Annotated in this window: 16 protein-coding genes; 10 read left to right on the top strand and 6 right to left on the bottom strand. The window is 59.9% G+C overall.

Translation table 11 applies throughout. The features are described 5' to 3' along the window. Positions 1-38 precede the first annotated feature (38 nt). The 5 genes from MIC97_RS03580 (at position 39) to gmk (ending at position 4,521) form a co-directional block, all read left to right on the top strand. On the top strand, positions 39-275 hold the full coding sequence (locus MIC97_RS03580) for an acyl carrier protein (RefSeq protein ID WP_035033204.1): 237 nt from the start codon (positions 39-41) through the stop codon (positions 273-275). Positions 276-303: 28 nt separating this feature from the next. Then, complete coding sequence (gene fabF / locus MIC97_RS03575; protein ID WP_239798880.1) at positions 304-1,566, top strand: beta-ketoacyl-ACP synthase II; 1,263 nt, start codon at positions 304-306, stop codon at positions 1,564-1,566. Between the two features lie 105 nt (positions 1,567-1,671). Next, positions 1,672-2,889, top strand: a complete 1,218-nt coding sequence (mltG, locus tag MIC97_RS03570) for an endolytic transglycosylase MltG (protein ID WP_239798879.1) — start codon at positions 1,672-1,674, stop codon at positions 2,887-2,889. Between the two features lie 81 nt (positions 2,890-2,970). After that, complete coding sequence (locus MIC97_RS03565; protein WP_239798878.1) at positions 2,971-3,861, top strand: YicC/YloC family endoribonuclease; 891 nt, start codon at positions 2,971-2,973, stop codon at positions 3,859-3,861. Positions 3,862-3,864: 3 nt separating this feature from the next. Next, positions 3,865-4,521, top strand: a complete 657-nt coding sequence (gene gmk, locus MIC97_RS03560; protein WP_183830456.1) for a guanylate kinase — start codon at positions 3,865-3,867, stop codon at positions 4,519-4,521. A 135-nt stretch (positions 4,522-4,656) separates the two neighbouring features. Here gmk and rsmA read toward each other — a convergent pair whose 3' ends face one another. From rsmA to lptF, 6 genes are all read right to left on the bottom strand, one after another. Next, complete coding sequence (rsmA, locus tag MIC97_RS03555; protein WP_239798877.1) at positions 4,657-5,484, bottom strand: 16S rRNA (adenine(1518)-N(6)/adenine(1519)-N(6))-dimethyltransferase RsmA; 828 nt, start codon at positions 5,482-5,484, stop codon at positions 4,657-4,659. After that, positions 5,481-6,509, bottom strand: a complete 1,029-nt coding sequence (gene pdxA / locus MIC97_RS03550) for a 4-hydroxythreonine-4-phosphate dehydrogenase PdxA (RefSeq protein ID WP_239798876.1) — start codon at positions 6,507-6,509, stop codon at positions 5,481-5,483. The genes rsmA and pdxA overlap by 4 nt, the downstream gene beginning before the upstream one ends. Positions 6,510-6,511: 2 nt before the next feature. Beyond that, positions 6,512-7,438: a peptidylprolyl isomerase gene (locus tag MIC97_RS03545; protein WP_239798875.1), complete on the bottom strand. Its 927-nt coding sequence runs from the start codon at positions 7,436-7,438 to the stop codon at positions 6,512-6,514. 88 nt (positions 7,439-7,526) lie between these two features. Next, positions 7,527-9,941: an LPS-assembly protein LptD gene (locus MIC97_RS03540; RefSeq protein WP_239798874.1), complete on the bottom strand. Its 2,415-nt coding sequence runs from the start codon at positions 9,939-9,941 to the stop codon at positions 7,527-7,529. Next, positions 9,941-11,029 carry an LPS export ABC transporter permease LptG gene (gene lptG, locus MIC97_RS03535; RefSeq protein ID WP_239798873.1) on the bottom strand — a complete coding sequence of 363 codons (1,089 nt, stop codon included), beginning with the start codon at positions 11,027-11,029 and terminating at the stop codon, positions 9,941-9,943. Before lptG ends, MIC97_RS03540 begins: the two co-directional genes overlap by 1 nt. Further along, positions 11,026-12,225, bottom strand: a complete 1,200-nt coding sequence (lptF, locus tag MIC97_RS03530) for an LPS export ABC transporter permease LptF (protein ID WP_239798872.1) — start codon at positions 12,223-12,225, stop codon at positions 11,026-11,028. The genes lptG and lptF overlap by 4 nt, the downstream gene beginning before the upstream one ends. 317 nt (positions 12,226-12,542) lie before the next feature. Here lptF and MIC97_RS03525 point away from each other — a divergent pair, with 317 nt between their 5' ends. From MIC97_RS03525 to MIC97_RS03505, 5 genes are read left to right on the top strand one after another with little or no spacing between them, the layout of a single operon-like run. Beyond that, positions 12,543-14,048: a leucyl aminopeptidase gene (locus tag MIC97_RS03525; protein ID WP_239798871.1), complete on the top strand. Its 1,506-nt coding sequence runs from the start codon at positions 12,543-12,545 to the stop codon at positions 14,046-14,048. Between the two features lie 39 nt (positions 14,049-14,087). Beyond that, complete coding sequence (locus tag MIC97_RS03520) at positions 14,088-14,537, top strand: DNA polymerase III subunit chi (RefSeq protein WP_239798870.1); 450 nt, start codon at positions 14,088-14,090, stop codon at positions 14,535-14,537. 40 nt (positions 14,538-14,577) lie between these two features. Continuing rightward, on the top strand, positions 14,578-15,186 hold the full coding sequence (locus tag MIC97_RS03515; protein ID WP_239798869.1) for a hypothetical protein: 609 nt from the start codon (positions 14,578-14,580) through the stop codon (positions 15,184-15,186). Then, positions 15,183-16,043 carry a 23S rRNA (adenine(2030)-N(6))-methyltransferase RlmJ gene (locus tag MIC97_RS03510; protein ID WP_239798868.1) on the top strand — a complete coding sequence of 287 codons (861 nt, stop codon included), beginning with the start codon at positions 15,183-15,185 and terminating at the stop codon, positions 16,041-16,043. The genes MIC97_RS03515 and MIC97_RS03510 overlap by 4 nt, the downstream gene beginning before the upstream one ends. Positions 16,044-16,095: 52 nt before the next feature. Next, positions 16,096-16,539: a hypothetical protein gene (locus MIC97_RS03505; protein ID WP_239801016.1), complete on the top strand. Its 444-nt coding sequence runs from the start codon at positions 16,096-16,098 to the stop codon at positions 16,537-16,539. Positions 16,540-16,607: the final 68 nt, after the last annotated feature.

The following is a 16,607-nucleotide window of genomic DNA, read 5'->3' as shown; positions in this document are numbered from 1 at the left end:
TAACGAAGACAGACCAACCTGAAGACGAGGATGCCCAAATGAGTGACACCGCAGAGCGCGTCAAGAAGATCGTTATCGAGCATCTCGGCGTTGACGCCGACAAGGTGACGGAGCAGGCCAGCTTCATCGACGATCTGGGCGCAGACAGCCTCGACACGGTCGAGCTCGTCATGGCATTCGAGGAAGAGTTCGGGGTCGAAATCCCGGATGACGCCGCCGAGACGATCCTGACCGTCGGCGATGCCGTCAAGTTTATCGACAAGGCCTCTGCCTGATCCTTTCAGGCGGATATTGATTTCAGACATGCGGCGCGTTGTCGTTACGGGTCTTGGCCTGCTTTCGCCTTTCGGAATGGGTTACGAGCACGGATGGAAGGAACTTCTCTCCGCCCGCAGTGCAGCCCGCCGTGTGACCGAATTTGAAGTGGACGATCTTGCCTGCAAGATCGCCCACATCATTCCCCGTGGTGACGGGACGAACGGTACCTTCAATCCCGAATCCGTTCTCGAAGCCAAGGAACTGCGCAAGATCGGTGAGTTCATCCTGTACGGGATCGCGGCTGCCGACGAAGCGCTGAAGGATTCCGGCTGGGAGCCGAAGACCGAGGAGGAGCGTTGCGCCTCAGGCGTCATGATCGGCTCCGGCATCGGCGGCATCGAAGGCATTGCCGAGAATTCCATCATATTGAAGGAGCGCGGTCCGCGCCGTATCAGCCCCTTCTTCATTCCCGGCCAGATCATCAATCTGGTGTCCGGGCAGGTTTCCATCCGGCACGGCTTCAAGGGCCCCAACCACGCAGTGGTGACGGCATGCTCGACCGGCGCGCACGCCATTGGCGACGCCGCACGGCTGATCATGTTCGGCGATGCGGATGTGATGCTGGCAGGTGGCGCCGAAGCGCCGGTTAACCGCCTTTCTCTGGCGGGTTTCGCAGCTTGCCGTGCCCTTTCAACCGAACGCAATGACACGCCTGAACAGGCATCGCGCCCCTATGATCGCGACCGTGACGGTTTCGTCATGGGCGAGGGCGCTGGCGTCGTGGTTCTGGAAGAACTGGAGCACGCCAGGGCGCGCGGCGCGCGGATCTACGCCGAAGTGGTCGGCTACGGTCTCACCGGCGATGCCTATCACATCACGGCTCCTGCCGAGGATGGCGACGGCGCGTTCCGCTGCATGACGGCTGCACTGAAGCGTGCGAACCTCAAACCTTCCGACATCGATTACATCAACGCCCATGGCACATCGACCATGGCGGATACGATCGAGCTTGGCGCTGTCGAGCGGCTGGTCGGCGATGCCGCCCCGAAGATTTCCATGTCCTCGACGAAATCGTCGATCGGCCATCTGCTCGGTGCGGCGGGTGCAGCCGAGGCGATCTTATCGATTCTGGCAATTCGCGACAATATCGCCCCGGCGACCATCAATCTGGACAACCCGGAACGCGAGACGGCGATCGATCTTGTGCCGAACAAGCCGCGCCAGCGGCAGATCGACGTTGCCCTGTCCAACTCCTTCGGGTTCGGCGGCACCAATGCTTCGCTGGTCTTCCAGCGCTATAATGGCTGAACAGCCCGCGTAAACGGCATCCGACAGGATCGGATGCCGTGAATTTTGCCATATTCGCTCCTATTTTTCAGGAGGGGTATCGATTCCACAAAAGACCGGGGTGCCATGAACACCAATTCTGGAGGCAATGAATTCGGGCAGAGCCCGACGCCGCAGAACTCAGCGCCTGCGGGCACGCCGATCGTGCCGAAGACGGCGAATGAAGCTCTGCGGCCGGAAAAGGGAACTCCCCCGCCGGCGAAGCGCTCGCGCCGTTCCCGCAGCCAGACCGTGGTTTTTCTCAACTTCGTGCTTTCCCTGATCCTTCTGGTGATGGTGGGTGGTGGCCTTGCCGTCTATTTCGGCAAGAAGGCGTTCATCGAGCCGGGGCCTTCCGCCATCGGCGACACTTTCCTGGTCAAGCCGAATACGGGTGTCTCGCAGATTGCAGAGCAGCTGGAGCGTCGCGGACTGATCAGCGATGCCCGCGTTTTCCGCGTTGGTGTGCGCGTCCATAACAATGATCAGGCGCTGAAGGCGGGCGAGTACGAGATCAAGCCGCATGCGTCTATGCGCGAGATCATGGAGCTTCTGAAGAGCGGCAAGTCGGTCACCTACGCGCTGACCATTCCGGAAGGTCTGACGGTTCATCAGGCATTCGAGCGCATTGCGGCTCACGAGGCTCTTACCGGCGATATGCCGTCGCAGCTTCCTCCTGAAGGCAGCATCGCGACCGATACGCTGCGGTTTACGCGTGGCGCCACGCGCCAGCAGATGATCGACAAGCTTCTTTCCGATCAGAAAGCTTTGGTTTCTTCCATATGGGCTAGGCGTGATTCCGATCTGCCACTTGCCGACGAGAACGAATTTTTGACGCTGGCGTCGATCGTCGAAAAGGAAACCTCGCGTGGCGATGAGCGCTCGCGCATTGCCGGGGTGTTCCTCAACCGCCTGCGCAAGGGCATGCGGCTGCAGTCGGATCCGACGATTATCTATGGTCTGTTCGGAGGTCAGGGCAAGCCGGCGGATCGTCCGATCTATCGATCGGATATCGACAAGCCGACACCATACAACACCTACACGATCAATGGCCTGCCGCCGACACCGATCGCCAATCCGGGCAGGGCTTCGCTGGAAGCGGTGGCCAATCCGTCCAAGACGGAAGATCTGTACTTTGTCGCTGATGGCACGGGTGGCCATGTGTTCGCGCCGACGCTCAAGGAGCACAACGAGAATGTTGCGCGCTACCGCGCCTGGCAACGCAAGCAGGCTGCGGAAGCTGCCGGGAGCGGGCAGGCTGGCGAGAATGCCGACGATCCCGCAGAAACCAACCCCACCCAGTAGAGGCGGAAAGCCGATCCGGCATTCCGGTCAGACCATGGCTTTGCTGTTTGAGACTTCAATCAGCCGGCCGGAGAGGATCGCATGACCTTGCAGAGCATGACCGGTTTCGCCCGTGCAAACGCCGAGCATGATGGCGTTGCCATTGCCTGGGAGGTGAAGTCCGTCAATGGCAAGAGCGCCGAGGTGCGGATGCGTTTGCCTCCCGGCTTCGACCGGCTGGAACTGCCGGCTCGTCAGGCGATCCAGAAACGATTTGCACGCGGGAACTTTCAGGCCAACCTGACTATAACACGGCCAGCGGGGGCTGGCGTACAGCCCTCGATCAATGAAGCTTTTCTCCGCGATCTCGCTGTCCTCGCCAAACGGCTGCAGGACGATTTCGGAGCGGCGCCGCCGAGTGTTGACGGCCTTCTCGCCCTGCGTGGCGTTCTGGAGCTTCCTGAAACTGTAGAAACGCCCGAGGCGCGCGCAGCTCTGGACGCGACCATTCAGCAGACGCTTGAAACAGCGCTTTCGCAGCTTCAGCAGGCCCGATGCGAAGAAGGCGAGGCATTGCGCAAGGTTCTGGGCGGTCATCTTGACCGGATTGAGGAACTGACCCTGCAAGCCGAAGCAGACCCCTCAAGGGAGATGGATGTGATCCGCGCGCGGCTTGCCGATCAGGTGAGCTTGCTGCTCAATTCTGCCGCAGGCTTCGATGAGGCTCGCCTTCATCAGGAAGCGGCCCTGCTTGCCACCAAAGCTGATATCCGCGAAGAGATCGACAGACTGAAGACGCATGTGGCCTCCGGGCGCTCCCTTCTCGTCTCAGGCGGCGCCATTGGCCGGAAGCTCGATTTCCTGGCGCAGGAATTCAATCGCGAATCGAATACCTTGTGCTCTAAATCGAATGCCGCTTCGATCACCGCCATAGGGCTCGAACTCAAGGCCGTCATCGATCAGTTTCGCGAACAGGTTCAAAATCTGGAGTAACAGATGCCGTCAAATAATGTCGGATCCCTCATCCGTCGGCGGGGGCTGATGCTCGTGCTGTCTTCGCCGTCTGGTGCTGGCAAGTCGACCATTGCGCGGAACCTGCTGGAAAGCGACAATCAGTTTGAGCTTTCGGTCAGCGTCACCACGCGTCCGCGGCGCGGCAGTGAGATCGATGGCCGCCACTATCATTTCCGCAGCCGGCGGGAATTCGAGATCCTGCGCGACAATGACGAATTGCTGGAATGGGCTGAAGTACACGGCAATTTTTACGCCACCCCGCGTGGGCCAGCCGAGAAGGCGATGGCCGAGGGGCGCGACATGCTGTTCGACATCGACTGGCAGGGCGCCCAGCAGCTGCGGGAGAAGATGCGGGGCGACATCGTTTCCATCTTCATTCTGCCGCCGTCCATGCGCGAACTGAAGGACCGCCTGAAACGGCGGGCCGAGGATCAGGAAGCGGTGATCGAGACGCGTCTCAAGAACGCGCGTGACGAGATCGAACACTGGACCGAGTATGATTTTGTCGTCGTCAACGACGATCTCGACCGGGCTTTCACGGAAGTCGTGTCCATCGTCACCGCCGAGCGGCTGCGCCGCGACCGCCGGCCCGGACTGTTCGATTTCGTTTCCGGGCTGATGGACGAGGATCTGGGCTGAGAAAGCCGGATTGCAGGGCGGGGCAATATGATCCCGCCCATCCTTCTTTCATACCGTTCCGAGCCTAGGGCCGTCATAACTTTTGATAGGGAGGCTCCAGCGGCGTTCCCGTGCAGGCTGCTTGCTGCCGTGCGCTCAGATGGCGTTGGCGAGGCGCACGAACTCTTCGACGCTCAGCGTCTCTGCCCGGCGCGTGGGATCGATGCCCACGCTCTCCAGCAGGCGCTCGCCGCCCAGTGATTTGAGGCTCTGACGCAGCATCTTGCGGCGCTGGCCGAAGGCAGCTTCTGTGAGGCGGCCAAGCGTGCGGACATCTGCTGGAAGCGGTTGTGCCCGAGGTTCCAGATGGACGACCGATGAGGTTACCTTCGGTGGTGGCGTAAAGGCCTGCGGCGGCAGATCGAAGGCGATACGCGCCCGGGTGCGCCATCCGGCCAGAACGCCCAGCCGGCCGTAAGCCTCGCTGTCCGGCTCCGCCACGATGCGCATGGCCACCTCGCGCTGGAACATCAGCGTCATCGACTGATAAAAAGGCGGCCATTGCGGCACTGTCAGCCAGCGAACCAGCAACTCGGTGCCGACATTGTAGGGCAGGTTGGCCACGATCCTGACAGGTGGGCCCGGTTCAGCAAGCGTAGCGAAATCCGTCTTCAGGGCATCGCCCGGAACCACATGCAGGCGGCCCGGGTAATGCTTTGAGATTTCGTCCAGCGCAGCTAGGCAGCGCTCGTCCTTTTCGATGGCGACGACGCGCTTCGCGCCGTGAGCGAGGAGCGCACGGGTCAGCCCGCCCGGCCCGGGACCGACCTCGATGACGGTCATATCACTCAGATCACCGGCGACGCGCGCAATCTTGCCGGTAATATTCAGGTCGAGAAGAAAATTCTGCCCAAGCGCTTTCTTCGCCCGCAACTCGTAGCGGTCGATCACGTCTCGCAAGGGAGGGAGGCCATCGAAGCTCAAGCGGGTTCCGCCATCTTTCCGCTGCCCGCCATCTGGCCGGCCAGCCTGAGTGCCGCAATGAAACTGTCGGGCCGGGCAACGCCTTTTCCCGCGATGCCGAACGCGGTGCCATGGTCCGGCGAAGTGCGGATGAAGGGCAGCCCAAGCGTGACGTTCACGGCCTCATCGAAGGCAAGGGCCTTGGCGGGTATCAGGGCCTGATCGTGATACATGCAGATCGCCACATCATAACCTGCGCGGGCGCTGGCGTGGAACATGGTGTCGGCAGGCAGGGGGCCGAAAGCATTTATGCCTTTGGCCTTCAAGGCTGTGATGGCAGGCGCTACGATGTCACGATCTTCCGTTCCCATCGCGCCATCCTCACCCGCATGCGGGTTGACACCTGAAATCGCAAGGCGCGGGTTGCTCAGTCCAAAGCGGTTCTGCAAATCACGGGCGGTGATGAGCGCCGTTTCCACAATGAGGTCCGTAGTCAGGGCTTTGGGCACATCCGACAGCGCGATGTGGATGGTGACCGGCACCGTTCGCAGTTCCGGCCCCGCCAGCATCATCACCGGTGTGACGGGCGTTCCGGTCCGCTGGGAAGCCAGATGCGCCAGATACTCGGTGTGGCCGGGAAAGGCAAAGCCGGCGTCATAGAGCGGCTTTTTGGCTATCGGGCAGGTTACGACAGCGGCCGCCTTGCCGGAGAAGCAATCTTCAACTGCACGGTCTATCGCCTCGATGATGCCGGATGCATTGGCGGCATCCGGTTGTCCCGGGCGGTCGACCAATCGACTCTCAAGCCCAACGATGGGCAGGCTGTGCGCGAAAGCTTCTGTCGATTGTTCGGGAGATGTTTCGGCCAACTGAACATCGCTGCCCATCCGCTTGCTGCGCGCGGCAACCAGAGCCGGGTCGGCCAGCAGGTAGAAAGGGGGAAGACGAAGTTCGTCGCGCTGTTGCCATGCTTGAATGGCGATCTCCGGACCTATGCCGGAGGGATCGCCAATACTGACGGCAAGGGGAAGAGGCAGGCGCTGCACGATCAGCGCCGGACGATCTTGGCCGTCTTCTTCAGCTCTTCCATATATTTCTGGCCGAGCTTATCTGCGTCGGCATCGGAATTCTCATTCTGAAGCACCAGTTCGGCAACCCGGTCGTCAGAAACCTCGCGCGCGCTGCACACACCGATGAACTCGACACCACGTTCCGTTTCGCGAACGCCGGTGGCGCCCCCAGCCTTGGTCTTCTTGATCTGATCGGACCATTCCGGCGGCAATTGAGGTGCAAGAACGCGACCGAGATCGCGCACAGTCACATCGATCAGGCCTTTGGCAAATTGCTGTGTGTTGGCGCAGCCGTTGAAGCGCGCTCTCAGCGCCTCTGCTTCACGCTTACGCTTGCCCAAGGTCGATTTCCGCTCCGCTGCCGGAATGACGAAAATCACCTGCTGCAACATGTATTCAGTGGCTGAAGGCTTGTTTCCGCCCTTTTTCAGCATGTTGCGCACGGCTTCCTGCTGACTGGTCAGTCCGCTTCCCGACTGCTCGGCCCGGTAGCGCGCGCCGATTGCCTGGTTCCAGGCCATCTGGGAGCGGATGAAATCCTTGAAATGCTGCTTGGTGACCCCCGATTGCGCCATGACCGAATCGAGCTGTGCCAGCGGCATGTTGTTGCTGGAAGCAAAGCGGGCGTAAGCGTCGTTGACCTGCTTGTCGCTGATGCGGATGCCGATGCGCTGCGCTTCGGCGAGGCGCAGGGTCTGCTCGATCATCTCATTCGCCGCATCGCCCTTGCGCCTTTGCAGACGGAAAAAGGCGTTACGGTGCTGAATGTCGGTGGTCGTGATCGGCATATTGTTGACGATATACTTGATCTCGCTTGCCACCGCGGGCGTGGTCACGCCAGTCGCCGCAACAGCCGTCACACCGACGAAAAGGGCAAGGCTTGCAGAGAGAAGATATTTCCGCATTCCGGCATCCAGCTTTCAGTTCACGTCAAAGCACAAATTGAATCGGGCTTTTGCCCGCTTTATACGGCAAAACCGTGTCAGCCACCATTTACTGAACGAAGTTGCTGGTGGCCGAACCGAAATCACCCAGCGTACGGAAGGTGATGTTGAAGCCGATGCTTTGCGAGACTTCCTTGTTGATGCGGTCACGCGTCTGAGAATAGGTCATCAGATAGGTGAAGCACTCATCGGCATAGCCAAAGCCTATACCGTTGTTCACCATCACGTTCTTCTCAAGATCGTAGGTGCCGGAGCCGAACACGCGCCAGTTCTCGGCGAACTGAGCGGAGCCTCCGAATGCCACCTCGTGGCGATCTTCAGTGAAACCGTAGTCAGGCTGAGCCTGAATGAAGGCATAACGTGCCGAGAGCGCCAGAGGGCCGCCATTGTATCCAAGCTTTACTTCGGATCGACGGACTTCCCACGTCTGTTCATCAAAACGCCCGCTCAGAGAGGCGGAAATGCCACTCGGGCCGCTCAAACCGACAAGGCCGACATAGTCTGAGCGATCGCTCTCAAGGCCCGAATCGGCGCCGACATTGACCAGATCAGGCACCGCGAACGAGTTCTCCCCATTCAGATGGTAAGACTGGCCGAACATGGCATTGGTGGTCCAGCCGCTGTCGAAGGTTCCGACATAACGGAAACCGAGATTAGCGCGCGTACCGCCTTCAATGCGATCGTAGCCAGAGAACTTGTCCCGCTCGAACAGCGTGGAAGCATCGAACACGAAGCTCTGCGCGTCTTCATTAGGCACGGAAAGACCACCGACATAGTCTTCGTTGGGTCGAACGAAGAGCTGCGCCGTCGGCTCCAGCACATGCGAGGAAGCGGTGGCGGAAAAGAGGATCGGCCAGCGCCATTCGAGGCCAAGCGTCGCCATCGAACGGAAGAAGGAAGAACGCATGTCAGCGGTGGTGCTGGTGCCCGCCATTTTGTCAATTTCAGTCAACGACGTCGAAGAAGCATTCAGATAGTTCCCATCAGCCTGAAATGCGAGCAACGGCGTGAACACCATTCCTCCATCGGTGATAAAGGAGCGCTTCCACTCAGCTTCGGCGGTGAGGCGGCCGCTTTCGCCCTCTATTCCCCGGACACGCTGAACACCCGAGGCGGGAACATAAGGTGTTTTGAATGCCTCATCTATTCGGCTGCGACTGAGAGCGCGCGCATTCACATTGAACGATAGCTGCCCACCGGCTAGCGATGTGTCGGGGATGTAAGCGTAATCGAAAGAAGGCAGGACCCAAGCCTGCTTATCGTTACGCGCATTTGTTACATCACTATCAAGAATATCTTCCTGAATCTGGAACTTCATCCCACGCAGGTCGAAGTAGTTCCGGTCGTTGAGACCAGTCAGATAAACCTCGGAACGATGAGCATATTGCTCATAATTGTCGATTCCATAGGTTCTGGAAAAATTCTTGTCCGTCTGGAGCAGGACATTCCAGCCGAAATCCCAGCGCGAATTGATGGCGAACTGGCCTTGCGTGCCCATCATGCCGCGGAACTTGTTCAGGTCGCCTTGAGCACCGCTATTTTCCGTATATCTGGTGCCGGATACGAAGGCCTCCGGATCCTGCTGGCGGATGCCGGCAATCTTCACGCTGTACTGGCCATTGTTGAAGCGCTGGCGCCACTCGGCTTCGCCAAGGAATCCTTGTTTGGAGTAGTAATTGCCTTTGACCGTCAGATCGTAAGTAGGCGACAGGGCAAAATAATAGGGGATCCCAACTCCGACACCGAGTTCGGACTTGTAGGAAATCGACGGGAACAGGAAGCCGCTCTTGCGCTTCACCGTCGGGTCGGCAATCTCGAAAACCGGCAGGTAAGCGATCGGCATTCCGAAGAACTCGAAGTTGGAGTTCTGGAAGCGGATCGTCTTTTTCTGGCTGTTCCAGATGATCTTCTGCGATTTCACACGCCAGATGGCGGGCTTGTCGGGCTTATCTTCGCAAGGCTCGCATGCCGTGTAGACACCGTTGTGGAAGGTGGTCAGCACGCCACCCATGCGCTCGGCGCTTTCTGCAGCGAAATAGGTCTTGTCAACGGTCTCGACCCTCAGCGCATTGGTAAAACCGTCCGCGAAGTCGTCGGTGATGTCGATATGTTCGGAATGAACCTTGGTGCCGTCGCTGTGAACGATTTCGACGCTGCCGCTGGCGATCAGTCGCTGGGTCTTGCGATCATATTCGACGCGCTGGGCGACGAGGCGGTTGCCGGCATAATCGATCTGCACGCCGCCAACTGCAGTCACGGTCTGCGAATCATTGTCATAGACGAGCGTGTCGGACTCCAGCAGCATCTGGGCATCCGAAGGGATATTGGAGGTCAGGGAGTCTGGCACCTGCGCAGCGGCAGGAGTCGGCGCAAAGCCGTACGCCATAAGGCAGGCAAGGCCACTGACTCCACACAGGAGCGACAATCGGCTGAACCGACCGTTTTTCACAACCGCCCCCCTCACTAGCCATCTTCCTTGTACAAAAGGAATGTTACCCCGAAAAACATAGCCACGACAACCGGGAACCACGCGGCCACAACAGTGGGCACGAACCCGGCCACGCCGAAAGCCTTGACCAGAACCGAGACGACATAAAGCAGAAAGCCGGCGACAATGCCACCCAGAATCATCGTCACCGATTGCCCCATCCGGGCAAATCGCATCGACACGGTTGCCGCGATCAGCGTCATCGCCACCAGAAGGAAGGGAAGGGCGATCAGCGAGTCGAACTGCATGGCGAAAGCGTTGGCCCCGAGACCGAAGGACCGCGCAACTTCGATCTTCTGCGGCAGCTCAAAAAATGGAATCGTTTCCGGCTGAGCCAGTCTCTCCTGCACGAATTCCGGCTTCAGATCGGTTGGTACGCGATCAACGTCCTTCTTCTCGCCCGGACCGTCGGATGGCCGTACCACGACATTGTGCAATTCCCAGAAACCGTCGCGCAGGTACACTCTGCGCGCGTCGCGGCGCTCGAAGATATTGCCGTCGCGATCGAGCATGAAGAAGGTTGCATCAGCCATCTCCAGACCCTGTGAAAGGACGGCGCGCGCGCCGATTATGGTATCCCCGGAGGATGTCTTCTGGCGCAGCCACGGCACCGTGTTGCTGTCGACCGTATTCGAGTTACCCGAGCGCAGCAGGCTTTCGACCTGTTGCGAGCGCACCAGCCCATGGGCAGCAAGCGGGTTGAGAATTGTGACGGCCAGCACGCCGAACAGAAAAGCGCCAAGGCATACCGGCAGCAGGAACTGCCATGCTGAGATGCCGGCCGCGCGGGCAACGACCAGCTCATATTTGCGGTTCAGCGATACCAGCGTCGCCATTGCTGCGAACAGGCCGACGAACGGCACTGTCTGAAGCACGAGCATGGGCACACGCAGCCCTGAGATGGCTGCGCCGGTCCAGTAGGTAAAGCCTGCTATGCGGCTGGTACGGCTCGTCAGCTCGGTAAAGTCGATCAGGAAAACGAGAGCGAAGATGCCAAGGAAAAACCAGATGGCGATCACCGTGTAGCGCAGGAAAAAATAGCGCCCGAGGGTCCAGCCCATCACGCAGACCCCTTGTGTGCACCGGCCCCGGTGAGCTTCATTCTCAAAGCCAATGCCTTGTCGGATATGCGCTTATAGATGCCGTTCAGGGCATCTATCCAGCCGATCGGCAGCTCCATGGTTCTCTGGGTGGCGATGCACCACACTGAAATCGCCGAAAATGCGACAGGCACGGCATACAGCGCGTAGTTGAACAGGGGCTGGGTCTTGGTCTGGCCCTCTGCAAAATAGCCCATCCAGCGAACGAACAGCGCAATACAGATGGTGGTCACCAGCGGGTGTATGCGCGCCTCGCGGTGGGACTTCGCATCTCCGGCAACCGCCAGCGCGATAAGCGCGAAGGTTATGGGGAACAGCCATTCGGAAAACCGCTTGTGCAGTTCATTGCGATAGAGCTGCGGCGTCTTCTTATAGACGTCATCATTGCGGTTCGGGTTCAGAAGATAGGCTGTCGTCTGGTCCTTCGGCATCCGAGTGCCGGTTCCGGTGTCTGAATCAAAAGCGGAAAGATCGAATGCATAGGAGGTAAAGTGCACGAGCGAGATGTCGCCGCCGACCGCCTTGCGGTGAATGACGCCATCGTTCATGAGCAGGGCCTTGGTGTCTTCATGATCGATCACCGCCCCGGTCTTGGCATAGTAAACCAGATCGACACCCTCTTCGCGGCTGTCGGCGACAAAAATGCCGGCCAGCCGGTTGCCCGGAAGGCGCTCGCCTATCTGCACGAACAGGCCATCCTCGATCTTGCGGAATGTGCCTTCCTGAATGACGAGCGAGAGAAAGTCGGCCCGAGCGCCAGCTACGAGGTCGCGATTGCGCTGGCGCGCATAGGGTTCCACGAAATTCTGGATGAGCAGGCAGAACACGCTGGCTGCAATTGCCAGAATCAGCACCGGCCGCGCGACGGTCATCCGGGATGCGCCGGCAGCGTTCACCACCACCAGCTCCGAGTCGGCATTCATGGCTGAAAGGGTCTGCGCTACCGCGCCAGCCAGCGCGAACGGCACGACAATAGGAATGACGGTCGGAATAATAAGTGCGGCCACCTCGAAGAAGGTGAGGGCGGACTGACCGCCATCGGTCACCAGATCGATGCGCGCCAGAACCTGCGTGGTCCAAACGATCGCCAGCGTCCATGCCAGCGCTCCAAGGAAGAGCAGCAGCATGCGGCGCATTATGTAGCGTTCGATGACCTTCATGCGTACGGTTTCTCTGCCGGTTCAGGCCATATCAGGGCCTTGCAAAGCGTCTTTGTCCCGGTGCCGCCCGCACAACAGGTGCTCTCCGGAGCCGATATCCGGATCTCATTTTCCATCGATGCAATCTGTGTCCGAATGGATAAAAAAGCGCGAAAAAGCATGGTTAACAACCGGTTCCGGACGGAGAGTGCTTAAATTTCTGACTGAAGCAGGCTGGCGAATCGAACAATCTGCTATTCCCTGTGGCACCATAGCTTGCCAAGACACGTAAAACGACCAACTCTCGACACCTTCCGCGGAACCGAAAGTACAGGCTGATGACATCGACACCTTCTGTGAGCTTTGCCAAATTTTCCGTACCGGCGAAGGGCAGCGTTTGCCTGCTCTACGCCGAAAAAGCCGGCTTTGGCGAAACCGCAGCCAACGTTGATCCGGCCGGTGTTCTCGCACGAGCCGTGAAAATCTCCGGATTTTCAGGCAAATTCGGGGCGAAGATCGATCTCATCGCGCCTGAAGGCACGCAACTGGACAAGATCGTCGTCCTGGGTGCCGGCGACGCGGCCACTCTCAAGGAGCATGCGTGGCTTCGGCTCGGCGGCTCCATCCTTGCCGCGGCGGGAAAAGAGAAGGAGTTGACCATTCTTCTCGATCTGCCCGGTGATGTTGAAGCCGGTGCCGATGAGGCCGCAAGTGTGGCGGCGGGATTGCTGCTTCGCGCCTACGCTTTTGATAAATACAAGACACGCAGGAACGAAGGCGAAGATGATAAGACGGGGCGGGCAAAGCCTTCCAGGATCACCATCATGTGCGCGGACCCTGTGGGTGCGCGCAAGGCTTTCGCCGGGCTGAATGCCGTTGTCGATGGCGTGAATCTTGCCCGCGATCTGGTCAACGAACCCGCCAATGTCCTTGGCCCTGTCGAATTCGCGGCCCGAGCCAAGGAGCTTGAAGGACTTGGCGTGCAGGTTGAAATTCTCACCGAGAAAGAAATGAAGAAGGCCGGCATGGGCGCTCTGCTGGGAGTGGCGCAGGGCTCGCCGCGCGGGGCGCGGATGGCCGTGATGCGCTGGGAAGGCGGGCGCAAGGGCCGGAAGCCGCTTGCCGTCGTCGGCAAGGGCGTGACCTTCGATACCGGCGGTAACTCGATGAAGTCGCCCGCGGGCATGGAAGACATGAAGGGTGATATGGGTGGGGCCGCCGCCGTCACCGGTCTCATGCATGCGCTTGCCGCCCGCAAGGCGAAAGCTAATGTGGTCGGCATTATCGGTCTTGTCGAGAATTCGGTCGATGGCTACGCGCAGCGGCCTGGCGACATCGTGACCTCCATGTCCGGGCAGACGATCGAGGTTCTCAATACGGATGCGGAAGGCCGTCTCGTTCTGGCGGATGCACTTTGGTATTGCTGCGAGCGGTTCCAGCCTGAGGCCATCATCGACCTTGCAACGCTGACCGGCGCAATTATGGTGGCGCTTGGCCTCCATCATGCGGGACTGTTCTCCAATGATGATGAACTGGCGGGGCGACTTACGCAGGCCGGGCTTTCCACGCAGGAACTGCTGTGGCGCATGCCGCTCGGACCCGAATACGATAAGCTCATCGATTCGAAGAACGCTGACATGAAGAACACCGGCGGACGTTATGGCGGTTCGATTGCCGCTGCCCAGTTCCTGCAGCGTTTCATCAAGGACGATACGCCATGGGCGCACCTCGATATCGCCGGAACGGCGATGGGCGCGCCTTCGAACGAGGTGAACCAGTCGTGGGGATCGGGTTTCGGCGTGAGGCTGCTCGACCGTCTGGTGCGCGATCATTATGAGAAGTAACGGAAGCTCGCGGTTCGCGCGGCCGGAAACTTCAGGGTCATGACCGAAATACTGTTCTACCATCTGACCGAATCGACGCTGGAGGACGCTCTGCCGGGCTTGCTGGAGCGCAGCCTTCAGCGTGGCTGGCGGGTGGTGGTGCAGACCGGCTCCGAAGACAGGCGCGACGCTCTCGACCAGCATCTGTGGATTTTTCGCGATGATTCGTTTCTCGCGCACGGAACCGACCGCGAGGCCTTTCCGGCCGAGCAGCCGGTTCTGCTGACGACGGGAACGGACAATGCGAACAGTGCCCGGATCAGGTTTCTCGTCGATGGCGCCGAACCGCCAGATCTGGCCGTCTACGAGCGGGCGGTGTTTCTGTTCGACGGGCACGATGCCACGCAGCTTGAGGCCGCACGCCGGCACTGGAAAGCGATGAAGGCGCAGGGACACGAGGTCACGTACTGGCAGCAGACGTCCGACCGGCGCTGGGAGCGCAAGGCATGATCCGCCACGCCAGCCGTGCAGCCACCGGACAGGATTGACAATGCGGGTTCTGTTTCTGCTCGTTCTTCTTGCGGGCGCCGCGCTGGGGCTGTGGCCATGGGCCGTGCAGAATTTTTCCGGCTCCGAGATCGGGACGTGGAGCGTCTACAGGGACGGGCGCTTCGTTCCCGCCGAAATTGGCTTGTCGGCATCCGACGCGCCGGTGCGGGTGCTGGTGGACCTTACCATGTGGAGACCGCACGCTACCCAGAGCGGCATGGCGCTGCTTGCGATAACCGGCACCTATAATGGACGCGTGATTCTGGATGAGGGCCTGGCCTTTCGTGCGAATCCGACACCCCGGCAGAAAAGCCCGCAGATCACCGAACGCATTTTCCGCGACGATGCAGGTGTCATCGATCCGGTCCAGCCCGGAAATTACCGGTTCGTTCTGCGGCCGGGCGAAAAGGTGGACGCCGACATCAAGGCGGTCGATCTGGTTTTGCGGCGTGAGAGCGGCAGTGCGGACCCGCGTATGTTGCCGGCAGGGCTCTCGCTGATGGGGGTTGGCTTCATCGGTTTGGTAGTCGCTTTCCGGCGCTCCGGAAAACGCGATGAGAAAAAGAACTCCGCTCCGCCGCCGCGCTGGGGCAGGGATGGGGGATCATGAATTACCGGCACGCCTATCATGCGGGCAACTTTGCGGATGTGGTCAAGCATGCGGTGCTGGCGCGCATCGTGGAATATCTGAAGCGCAAGGAAAAGCCGTTTCGGGTGATCGATACCCATGCAGGCATCGGTCTGTACGATCTGGCTTCCGATGAAGCGGGCAAGACCGGGGAGTGGCTGGGCGGTATCGGCCGCGTCATGCAGGCGAAGATGAGCGCCGAAGCCGAAGCGCTGCTCGTGCCATATCTCGATGCGGTCCGCGCCGTGAATGAAACGCAGGAGCTTGCGCATTATCCGGGCTCGCCGAAAATCGTTCGTCACCTGCTGCGCCGGCAGGACAGGCTGACGGCCATCGAATTGCATCCGCAGGATGCGGCGCAGCTGAAGGCACGGTTCGAGGGCGATATACAGACGCGCGTGATCGAACTGGACGGCTGGCTGGCGCTCGGAGCGCATCTGCCTCCGAAGGAAAAGCGTGGTCTGGTTCTGGTCGATCCTCCTTTCGAGGAAGGAGGCGAATTTGGCCGCCTTGTGGACGGACTTGCGAAAGCCCACCGCCGCTGGCCGGGCGGCATCTATGCGCTGTGGTATCCGATCAAGGATCGCGGGGCGGTGGAAGTCTTTCATTCTCAGCTGGCGCAGGCCGGAATTCCCCGCGTGCTCGATATCGGTTTCGACATCAGGCCTTCCGGCAAGGTGCCCCGGCTGGATGGCAGCGGAATGGTGGTGGTCAATCCTCCATTCATGCTCGAAGCCGAACTGAAAGTGATGCTGCCGGAACTGCACCGGCTGCTTTCGCTGGAATCCGGTGCAAAATGGTCCGTCAACTGGCTGGCCGGGGAGCAGGCAGGTGCTTGACCGCGTGCCGGGAAATCCTCAAAGTGCCGCCAAATCACCTTATGAGGCTGAAATGATCCGCGCCGCCAAGTCCGCTCTTCTCGCTCTTGCAGGCATCTGCGCTTCGGTGCTGATGCAGCCTGCCGCCCATGCTGCCGATCTGTCTTCCTATGTGGAGGAGAGCGCGGCGAGCGTTTGCAATGTTCCTTCGGTGCTTAACCGTATCAGCAGCAAGTTCGCTCATCAGGTGCGGAACGTTCCCAACCTTCCGCAGGTGGCGATTTCCGATTTCCACCGTATCCATCTGCGCCGCAGCGAGCCGGCAAGCGAAAGATGGCCGATCGCCCGCCACTATTGCGGAGCGAAGGTGACGCTGTCCGACGGTCTTGACCGCGACATCTGGTATCTGATCGAGGAAGGCCAAGGGTATGCCTCGGTCGGCGACAATGTCGAGTTCTGCGTTTCAGGCTTCGACCGCTGGCTCGTCTACAACGCGCATTGCCGCGTGCTGCAGTAACATTTTTGGCTTTAACCGGCCCTCTGCCGAAAAACGCAGGGGGCGGAAGCCGTTCGCCTGAAAACATG

This window comes from Aquamicrobium sp. NLF2-7 (assembly GCF_022359935.1).
Classification (GTDB): domain Bacteria; phylum Pseudomonadota; class Alphaproteobacteria; order Rhizobiales; family Rhizobiaceae; genus Mesorhizobium; species Mesorhizobium lusatiense.
The sequence above is the reverse complement of the archived record's forward strand: the minus strand, read 5'-3'. Positions and strand labels throughout refer to the sequence as shown.